This window comes from Delftia sp. JD2, from assembly GCF_001682645.1.
GTDB lineage: Bacteria > Pseudomonadota > Gammaproteobacteria > Burkholderiales > Burkholderiaceae_C > Comamonas > Comamonas acidovorans.
This window is the reverse complement of sequence record NZ_LFJT01000051.1, coordinates 38,068-48,115: the sequence shown is the minus strand read 5'-3', so window position 1 is coordinate 48,115 and position 10,048 is coordinate 38,068. Positions and strand designations below refer to the sequence as shown.

5 protein-coding genes are annotated in these 10,048 nt (G+C 68.7%); 2 read left to right on the top strand and 3 right to left on the bottom strand.

Features of this window, described 5'->3' with window-relative positions; genetic code table 11:
• Both ACM14_RS22960 and ACM14_RS22955 read left to right on the top strand, forming a co-directional pair.
• On the top strand, positions 1 to 3,115 hold a 3,115-nt coding region (locus tag ACM14_RS22960), incomplete at its 5' end, for a choice-of-anchor U domain-containing protein (RefSeq protein ID WP_302621876.1).
• Between the two features lie 345 nt (positions 3,116 to 3,460).
• A complete protein-coding gene (locus tag ACM14_RS22955) occupies positions 3,461 to 6,079 on the top strand; it encodes a sulfite reductase flavoprotein subunit alpha (protein WP_065347389.1) in 2,619 nt (872 codons plus the stop codon).
• 151 nt (positions 6,080 to 6,230) lie between these two features.
• On the opposite strand, the gene ACM14_RS30880 is transcribed toward ACM14_RS22955, so the two are convergent.
• From ACM14_RS30880 to ACM14_RS22940, 3 genes are all read right to left on the bottom strand, one after another.
• Positions 6,231 to 7,391, bottom strand: a complete 1,161-nt coding sequence (locus ACM14_RS30880; RefSeq protein ID WP_084027426.1) for a peroxidase-related enzyme — start codon at positions 7,389 to 7,391, stop codon at positions 6,231 to 6,233.
• 7 nt (positions 7,392 to 7,398) lie between these two features.
• The gene (locus tag ACM14_RS22945) at positions 7,399 to 8,880 is read right to left on the bottom strand and encodes a SidA/IucD/PvdA family monooxygenase (RefSeq protein ID WP_065347388.1); all 1,482 of its coding nucleotides are present in this window, start codon (positions 8,878 to 8,880) and stop codon (positions 7,399 to 7,401) included.
• A 65-nt stretch (positions 8,881 to 8,945) separates the two neighbouring features.
• Positions 8,946 to 9,953, bottom strand: a complete 1,008-nt coding sequence (locus ACM14_RS22940; protein ID WP_034368821.1) for a tripartite tricarboxylate transporter substrate binding protein — start codon at positions 9,951 to 9,953, stop codon at positions 8,946 to 8,948.
• Positions 9,954 to 10,048: the final 95 nt, after the last annotated feature.

Below are 10,048 nucleotides of genomic sequence, written 5' to 3'. Positions count from 1 at the left end.
GACGGCGGTTGGTTCGAGCACGAACACGGCCTCCTACGATCCAGCGGGTGGCATCAACCCGGTCAATCCGACGGCGGGTTGCACGACGGATTGCGCATCGACGCCTTCCACGCCGGTCACGCCTGGTACGCCAGCGCTGACGGTCACCAAGGCCAACCCGGGCAGCCTGGCTGTGGGAACTGCGTTCAACTACGCGTTCTCCGTGTCCAACGCTGCCGGTGCCTTCGGTCCCGCCACCAGCGTGACCATCAAGGATCTGGTGCCGGCAGGCATCAGCATCACGGGCGTGCCGACCGGTGCGAACGTGGCCAGTGCGACCTGCACGCCCAACACCTTCCCGTTTGCGGGTAACGGCAGCTCCGTGCTGACTTGCACGGTGAACTTCACTGCGGCAGTGGCGGCCGGTGGTAACACCAGCTTCAACCTGCCGGCTGTTCCGACGGCGGTGGGTTCAAGCACCAACACGGCCTCCTACGATCCAGCGGGTGGCATCAGCCCGGTCAATCCGACAGCCGGTTGCACGACAGATTGCGCATCGACGCCTTCCACGCCGGTCACGCCTGGTACGCCAGCGCTGACGGTCACCAAGGCCAACCCGGGCAGCCTGGCCGTGGGCACGCCCTTCAACTATGCGTTCTCCGTGTCCAACGCTGCCGGTGCCTTCGGTCCTGCCACCAGCGTGACCATCAAGGACCTGGTGCCTGCGGGGATCAGCATCACGGGTGTGCCGACCGGTGCGAACGTGGCCAATGCGACCTGCACGCCCAACACCTTCCCGTTTGCGGGCAATGGCAGCTCCGTGCTGACGTGTACGGTGAACTTCACGGCTTCGGTCGCAGCGGGTGGCAACACCAGCTTCAACCTGCCGGCTGTGCCGACGGCTGTGGGTTCGAGCACGAACACGGCTTCCTACGATCCGTCCGGCGGCATCAGCCCGGTCAATCCGACAGCCGGTTGCACGACAGACTGCGCTTCCACACCGGTGACTCCAGTCACTCCTGGCACGCCTGCGCTGACGGTCACCAAGGCCAACCCGGGTAGCCTGGCTGTGGGGACTGCGTTCAACTACGTGTTCTCCGTGTCCAACGCTGCCAGTGCCTTCGGTCCTGCCAACAGCGTGACCATCAAGGACCTGGTGCCTGCGGGCATCAGCATCACGGGTGTGCCGACCGGTGCGAACGTGGCCAGTGCGACCTGCACACCCAACACCTTCCCGTTTGCGGGTAATGGCAGCTCCGTGCTGACGTGCACGGTGAACTTCACCACACCGGTGGCAGCTGGCAGCAACAGCAGCTTCAATCTGCCGGCTGTTCCGACGGCTGTGGGTTCGAGCACGAACACGGCTTCCTACGATCCGTCGGGTGGCATCAGCCCTGTCAATCCGACGGCAGGGTGCACAACAGACTGCGCGTCGACACCCACCACACCGGTCACGCCTGGTACGCCTGCGCTGACGGTCACCAAAGCCAACCCCGGTAGCTTGGCTGTGGGGACTGCGTTCAACTACGCCTTTACGGTAGCGAATGCGGCCAGTGCCTTTGGTCCCGCCAACAGCGTGACCATCAAGGACCTGGTGCCTGCGGGTATCAGCATCACGGGTGCGCCGACCGGCGCAAACGTGGCCAGTGCGACCTGCACGCCCAACACCTTCCCGTTTGCGGGCAATGGCACGGCGATCCTGTCTTGCACGGTGAGCTTCACCACGCCGGTGGCGGCCGGTGGCACCACCAGCTTCAATCTGCCGGCTGTTCCGACGGCTGTGGGTTCGAGCACGAACACGGCCTCCTACGATCCGTCCGGCGGCATCAGCCCCGTCAATCCGACGGCGGGTTGCACGACGGATTGCGCATCGACGCCTTCCACGCCGGTCACGCCTGGTACGCCAGCGCTGACGGTCACCAAGGCCAACCCCGGCAGCCTGGCCGTGGGGACGCCCTTCAACTACGCGTTCTCCGTGTCCAACGCTGCCAGTGCCTTCGGTCCCGCCACCAGCGTGACCATCAAGGACCTGGTGCCAGCGGGCATCAGCATCACGGGCGTGCCGACTGGTGCAAACGTGGCCAGCGCGACCTGCACGCCCAATACCTTCCCCTTCGTGGGCAATGACACGGCGATCCTGTCTTGCACGGTGAGCTTCACCACGCCGGTGGCGGCTGGCAGCAACAGCAGCTTCAATCTGCCAGCTGTTCCGACGGCTGTGGGTTCGAGCACGAACACGGCCTCCTACGATCCATCGGGTGGCATCAGCCCGGTCAATCCGACGGCAGGGTGCACTGTGAACTGTGCATCGACACCAGCAACGCCGGTCACTCCCAGCACGCAGGTGCCGGTGGCTCCGACGCTGACGGTTTCGCCGACCACGGTGGGAGGCTATCCGCAGATATCCGGCACCGGCACGCCGGGCTACACGATCACGGTGAAGGATGGCTCGACGACGCTGTGTACGGCAATCGTCGCGGCCGATCAGACGTGGAGCTGCACGCCAGGCGGCGGCTTGCCGACGCCGGGTCTGCACACGATCAGCGCGACCCAGACCAACCCCGGCAATGGCAACACCGGACCTGCCACAACGACTTCGCTCAACGTGCTCGGAACGACCTTCACGGGTCCGACAGCCACCGGGGCAGGCAATGCCACGGCGACCTTGAGCGGTGGTGGCGCGGGCTGCGGGTTCGATGTGTCGCAGTCGTCCTTCGTCGCGGCTGCGGCGGGTGCGCCGGGCCAGTTGAGCTTCCCGTACGGCAATGTGCACTTTGTGGCCCGCGGCTGTACGGCCAGCAGCTCGATCACGGTCAGCGTCACCTGGCCGGGTCCGGTGACCGGCATGGCGTACTGGAAGTTCGGTCCAGCGTCCGCAGGGGCGGCGGACTCCTGGTATCAGCCTCCGGGTGCGGTGGTGTCGGGCAATACGACCTCGGTGGTGGTCACCGATGGCGGCCAGGGTGATGACGATCGCGCAGCCAATGGCGTGATCGTGGATCCCAGCGGTCCGGCGCGTGTGGGTGCGGCACCGGATGCCACGCCGATTCCTGCGCTCGAACCGCGCATGCTCGCCATGGCCATGCTGCTGATGCTGGCCGCAGGCCTGTGGAATCTGCGTCGCAGACGCGGTTGACACACGGTTGAAGAGGAGCTGAACCATCGCCTGCCGAACCTGTTTCGGCAGGCGATTTCCATTGGGCGCAGGCGCTGCATCCCGGCGGCCCAAGCCTGTCCGTAACCCCAGGCCGCCTTGCGGGCCTATCGCGCGTGCAACACGCCGTAAATGAGAACAATTTAGAATTTCTTGCTGATTGGCGCCTTCCGTCGACAAGTCCCGGCCAACGCCGCCCGGGGCCGATACACAGGTGCCGCGCACTTTCATCTCTGCCCGCCTGCCTTCCATGCACCGTTCTGTCCTGATGTTCCGTTGCGCACCGCAATGGATTTCCGACCGACGTCGCCTGCTCGCCTGTTCCCCATGACTTTCAAGAAAATCTGGTTCCAGTTGCACTGGTTCGTCGGCATTACGGCCGGTACGGTGCTCATCGTCATCGGGCTGTCGGGCGCGGTGTTCTCGTTCCACGAGGAAATCCTGGGATGGATGAATCCCGGCACTGCCTCCGTGCCCGCGCGCGATGCCGCGCCGCTGGCGCCGCCGCAGATTGCGCAGGCGCTGCGCGAGGCCGGCGAGCAGCGCGTGGTCCAGCGCATCACCGTCTTTGCCGAGCCCGGCCGCTCGGCCCAGGTGGCCTTCAAGCCGCCGGCCGGCCAGCGCCGGGGCCAGACGGTCTTTGTCGATCCCTACACGGGCGCGCAGCTGCCTGAGCAGCACGGCACGGAGTTCTTCGAATGGGTGGAGCGCCTGCACCGCTGGCTGCTGCTGTCGCGCGATGACGGCAAGCCCATCACGGGCACGCTGGCCGGCCTGCTGCTGATGCTGTCGCTGTCGGGGCTGTACCTGCGCTGGCCGCGCCGGCCGCTGTCATGGCGCACCTGGCTGACCTTCGATCCGGCGCTCAAGGGCCGCTCCTTCCTCTGGGGCCTGCACTCGGTGGCGGGCACCTGGGCCCTGGTGGCCTATGTGGTGTTCACCTGCACCGGCATGTACTGGGCCTTCGGCGTGGTGCGCAGCACGGTGGATGGCTGGGCCGGCGTGCCGCCGCGTGTGGCCGCTGCCGCGGCGCCGTCCTCGAAACCCGGTGGCGGCCGGCCTGAGCCGGCTGGCGCGCAGCAGCCCATCGACATCGCGCCCGGCTGGGCCGCCTTCGAGCGCATCGCCCATGGCTGGCAGTTCGCCCAACTGCGCCTGCCCGAGCGCGCGGGCCAGCCCCTGCAGATCAGCTGGCTGGATGCCGAAGCCGCCCATGAGCGCGCGCGCAACCAGATGGCCCTGCTGCCCGACGGCGCCGTGCAGCGCGACGAGCGCTATGCCGACCTGCCCACGGGCCGCCGCGCCGTGGGCGCCATCTACCCGCTGCACATGGGCACCTATTTCGGCATGCCGGGGCGCATCTTCATGACGCTGGCCTCGCTGATCATGCCCCTGTTCGCCATCACGGGCTGGATGCTCTACCTGGACCGCCGGCGCAAGGCGCGCGTCCTGGCCAAGGAGCGCCAGGCGCTGATGGCGGACCCGCCACCGTCCGCCCCTGCGGGCCAGGACACCGTGCTGGTCGCCTTCGCCAGCCAGGCCGGCCGCGCCGAGCGCCTGGCCGTGGCCACCGTGGCCGCGCTGCGCGGTGCAGGCATGGCGGCCAGCCTGCAATCCGTGGCGGCGCTGGATGCCGAGCAACTGCGCCACCACCGGCGCGTGCTCTTCGTGGCCAGCACCTTCGGCGAAGGCGACCCGCCCGATGCCGCGCGCCGCTTTGCGCGCCTGCTGGGCGCGGCCTCGGGCTCGGCCCTGCCGCACCTGCAATACGGCCTGCTGGCGCTGGGCGACCGGCAGTACGCGGCCTTCTGCGGCTTTGGTCATGCGCTGGACCACCAACTGCGCCGCCTGGGCGCACAGCCCGTGTTTCCGCTGATCGAGATGGATGGCGAGCAACCCCAAGCCTGGAATGCCTGGCAGCAGGCGCTGGCCGGACATTTCGGGGCCATGCCGCCTGCATCGGATGCGCTGCCTGCGTCCGCTGCAGGCCTGCTGGCCGATGCCACGGCCTTTGCCGCATGGCCGCTGCAGGCGCGCAGCCTGTGCAATGCGGGCAGCCAGGGCGCCGGTCTCTACGTGCTGGAACTGTCGCCGCCCGAAGGCGTGGCCCCGCTGTGGCGGGCTGGTGCGCTGGCCGAGGTGCTTCCACGCCATGGCGCAGCCACCGTGCAGGCTTGGTTGGCCGCCCAGGAATGCGACGGCTCGGCCCCCGTGCAATGGCGCCAGCAGAGCTGCACGCTGGGTGAGGCGCTGGCCGCCAGCGTGCTGCCGGCCCCGGGCGATATCGCCCCCGGCACCGCGCCCCAGGCCGTGGCCGATGCGCTGCGGCCCCTGCTGCCGCGCAGCTACTCGGTCGCCTCGCTGCCGCAGGACGGCCATGTGCGGCTGGTGGTGCGCCAGGCCCGCCATGACGGCGGCCTGGGCGTGGCTTCGGGCTGGCTGACGGCACATGCGGCCCCGGGCACATCCGTGGCCATGAGACTGGTGGAAAACCGCGCCTTCGAGCCGCGCGACGAGGCAGATGCCGAGCCCGATGCGCCGGCCATCTTCATCGGCAACGGCTCAGGCTATGCCGGCCTGCGCGGCCACCTGCTGGCGCGCATGCACGCAGGCCGCCACCGCAACTGGCTGCTGTTCGGTGAGCGCCAGCGGGCCCATGACGGGTACTGCGAGGCCGAGGTCTCCGGCTGGCTGGCCGCAGGCAAGCTGCAGCGCGCCGACTTCATCTACTCCCGCGACCAGGCCCGGCGCCGCTACGTGCAGGACGCCCTGCGCGAAGCCGCCGACCCCCTGCGCGACTGGATCGCCGACGGCGCCGTGCTCTACGTCTGCGGCAGCGCCGACGGCATGGCCGCAGGCGTCGATGCCGCGCTGGCCGACATCCTGGGCGCTACCGCCGTCGAAGACCTGATCGTCGAAGGCCGTTACAGAAGAGATGTGTACTGAACGTGGTGCGCATGCTGGACGTAGCGGATAAAACCGGCGCGGCCCCAAAGCAGGGGACAGCAAGCAAGGGCCGCCCCGCAGCGAGGCTGTCGTCCCCCTCCCGCGTAGCGAGAGAGGGCGCCGTGCATACGGGGGAAGGCGCGTAAGCGCCTCAGGGGGTGATGTACTTTTCCTTCCCGAGATTGAGCATCAACCGGTTCGCCCAGCCGAACAGCGCGGCCGAATGCAGCATGTCCAGGATTTCCTGGTCCGTGAGGCCGGCATCGCGCAGCGGCTGCAGCTGGGCGGCGCCAAAGCTGCCCGGTGCGCGCGTCAGGGCCAGCGAGGACTGGATGATGGCGCGTTCGCGCGCATTGGTGCCGGCCGTGTCGGGGTCATCGAACATCTGGGCCATGACATCGTTGCGCTTGGCCAGCTGCTCGAAGCGCTGGGCGTGGACCGATGCGCAGTACACGCAGCCGTTGGAGCGGGAGACGGCCGTGGCCGCCACCTCGCGCTCGGCGCGCGACAGGCCGCCGGGCGCGTACATGATGGCGTTGAAGGCCTGCGAGCGCTCCGACAGCACGCGCGGCTGGCGGGCCAGCAGCAGGTAGAAGTCCGAAGTGCGCGCCTTGGGGTGGCTCAGGTCCAGCACGGCCTGCTGCTCGGCCGTGGCCGTGGCGGGGTCGAGCACGGGCAGCCAGGACGTCCAGTCCAGCGTCTCGCTGGTGTAGCCGTTGCGGCGCAGCGGCTCGCCCGGTGGCGGCAGGTTGGCGGGGTGCACGAAGGGTGCGGCGGCGGCCTCGGCAGCCGGTGCGCTGGCCTGGCCGCCCAGCGCGTCCATGGCCTGCACGCCCGCGAACAGGCGCAATTGGTAGGCGATGAAACCCACCAGCTGGGCCACCAGCACGGTGTCGTCGATGGACAGGCCGGACTCGGGCATGGCCAGCAGGGCCGCGCGGTCGCTTTCGGCGGGGTGCAGGGCCAGGGTGCGCACGAAGTGCAGGGCCGCATCCAGGCGCGCATTGCCGGTCTGGGCGCCGGGCTGGGCCAGCACGGTGCGCAGCGCGGGCGTCAGGGCATCGCCCAGGGACTCGGCACGCTGGCGGTATTCATCGGCCAGGGCCTGCACGCCGCTGACGCGGCATTGCTCGCTGGCCAGCACCAGGCGCTCGGCGCGCGACAGGCTGTCGGCCAGGCCGTCGCCCAGCAACAGGTCCTCGCAGGCCTGGGTGGCAATGGCCACCTTGTCGCGCTGGCGGCGCGTGGCGAAAACGGGGGACTGGTCGGTCAGGCCGGCCAGGCGGTCGATGGTGTCGTTGGCGGTGGTCATGGGTATCTCAGGTCTTGTCTGCCAGGGCCCGCACGCGGGCTTCGGGGTCGGCGGGCGTCCATTCGCTGCCGTCGAGCTCGGGCTCGGAATAGGACTGCAGCTGGGCGTAGTGGTGTTCCAGGTCCTCGCGGTAGAACAGCGAGGCCAGGCCCTGGGCCAGCTTGCGCGCACCGTCGCTGATGGCGGGGATATCGCCCGACACCGTGCCGTGCGACAGCGCGGCCGGATAGCAAAAGCAGTGCACATGGTCCAGGCCGGGCAGGGCGCCGGGCGTCTTTTCCTGGAACTCGAACAGAGGGCCCAGGTCGGGCGAGTCCGACAGTTCCTGGTCCTCGGCACCCGTCTCGGGCACGAAGCGGTCGCTCCAGATGCGCACATGGGGCGCCAGGTCGGCGAACTCGGGGCGCTGGCGCCAGTCGATGGCAAAGCCGGTGGAGACGATCAGGAAGTCCAGCACGAACACGCCGCGCGGCGTGTCCACGCGCAGCCGGTCTCCGTCCTGCTCCACCTTCTGCACGGCGCAGCCCAGGTTGAAGTGGGCGTTGGCATGGCGCGAGACGCGCAGCGTGCTGCCGTGCGGAGGTGGCACCTGCTGCACGTTGATGTAGTGGCGTATGCGCCATTTCCAGGCGTCGGGCAGCAGGAACTGGCCGTGCGTGAGGCCGGGCGTGCCCGAGCCCTTGGATTTGTTGATGCGCGGCAGGTCGCTGCGGCGCACCAGCAGGTCCACGCTGGCGGCGCCGTTCTCCAGCGCGGTGGCCGCGCTGTCCATGGCCGACGAGCCTGCGCCCACCACGCCCACGTGCAGGCCTGCAAGGCGGCGGTAGTCGAGCACGTCGGAGGAGTGCGCCCAGCGGCTGCGGTCCACGCCCTGCATGAAGGCAGGGATCTGCGGGCCGCCCAGGCCGTCGCGGCCCGTGGCCAGCACCACGCGGCGTGCCAGCCAGGTGCGCGAGGCGCCATCGGCCGTCACATCGACCTCGACCGTGCCGTCGGCCTGCGGGCGGATGGCGGTGACCTGGTGGCCGTTGCGCACGTCGCAGCGCATCACGCGGCGGTACCAGCGCAGGTAGTCCATCCACTGCAGGCGCGGGATCTTGTCCAGCGCGGCCCAGGCTTCGCGGCCCCATTGGGCGATGAACCAGGCGCGGAAGGTCAGCGAGGGCAGGCCCAGCGCGGGGCCGGTCAGCTCCTTGGGCGAGCGCAGGGTTTCCATGCGCGCCGTCGTGGCCCAGGGGCCTTCGAAGTCCAGCGGGGCCTTGTCCAGCAAAACGGCCGCGATGCCCAGCTGGGACAGCGCGGCCGACAGGGCCAGGCCGGCCTGGCCGGCGCCGATGACCAGGACATCGTGCACGGGCTTGCCGTCGCGGGTGGAGGGAGGAATCCAGGCCTTGGCAGGCCAGCCCAGGGCGACGAGGTCGTCGCGCAGGCGTTCTTCAAGGGCAGCCAGGCCCGCAGGGGCCGGGGCTGCCGGTTCGGTCAGGGACATAGACTCACCAGGAACTCACGAGGAAAGGCGCGCCAGCGGGGCAGGGCCTGCGGGCGCGCGCGGCATCAATCGATGCTGATTTTCGCGTCTTTGACCACCTGTGCCCACTTCAGGCGGTCGTTGTGCACGGTTTTCTTGAACTGCTCGGGCGTTTCTATGCGGATGGCATTGCCCTGGGACTCGAAGCGCGCACGCACCTCGGGCAGCTCCAGCACCTCGCGCACGGCCTGGCTGAGCTTGGCCACGATGGCCGGGTCCGTGCCCTTGGGCGCGAAGATGCCGAACCAGATCGAGCTGTCGAAACCCTTGGTGCCCGTCAGGCCGCTGGAGGCGATGGTGGGCACTTCCTTGATGACTTCCACGGGCTTGGCCGTGGTCACGCCCAGCAGGCGCACCTTGCCGCTCTTGTAGTGGGGCAGCACGGTCTGGACCTGGTTCATGATGCAGCAGGTCTCGCCGCGCAGCACCGAGGTGATGGCCTCGGGGCCGCCCTTGTAGGGCACGTGGACCATGTTCAGGCCCAGGCGCGCATTGAACTCGGCAAAGGCCATGTGCGTGCCCGCGCCGTTGCCCGTGGAGGCGTAGTTGTACTTGCCGGGGTTGGCCTTGATCTCGTCCACGAACTCCTTGAGGTTCTTGACGTTGATCACGTTGGGATTGATGGTCAGCACGTTGGACACATCGATCAGCGGCGCCACCGGCACGAAGTCGGTTTCCACATCGAAGGGCAGCTTCTTGTACAGCGCGGCATTGCTGCCGTGCGTGGCGGCCGTGCCGAAGGCCAGCGTGTAGCCGTCCGGCTTGGCGCGCGCCACGATCTCGCTGGCGATGTTGCCGGCTGCACCCGACTTGTAGTCAATGATCAGGGGCTGGCCCAGGCGCTGGGACAGCGGCTCCTGCACGCCGCGCGCGATCACGTCCACGCCCGAGCCTGCCGGGAAGCCCAGGATCATGGTCACGGGCTGGTGCGGCCACGAAGCCGCCGAATCGGCTGCCACCGCTGCGGTGGAGCCGAAGACGGCCAGGGCCGCGGCGGCGGCGGGAATCCAGGAGCGGAAAAACGAGGGGCGCATGGTGTGCAGGGAAATCCGGTGAATCAATTCCCATATTTTCCTGAGAACTTAATGAGCCACTTTTATATGCATATGTTGGTATGAAGCCAGTGTGG

Bases quoted from the DNA above. Each gene is read 5' to 3' on its own strand.
- ACM14_RS22955 (WP_065347389.1), top strand. From the start codon at position 3,461: ATGACTTTCAAGAAAATCTGGTTCCAGTTGCACTGGTTCGTCGGCATT.
- ACM14_RS30880 (WP_084027426.1), bottom strand. From the start codon at position 7,391: ATGACCACCGCCAACGACACCATCGACCGCCTGGCCGGCCTGACCGAC.
- ACM14_RS22945 (WP_065347388.1), bottom strand. From the start codon at position 8,880: ATGTCCCTGACCGAACCGGCAGCCCCGGCCCCTGCGGGCCTGGCTGCC.
- ACM14_RS22940 (WP_034368821.1), bottom strand. From the start codon at position 9,953: ATGCGCCCCTCGTTTTTCCGCTCCTGGATTCCCGCCGCCGCCGCGGCC.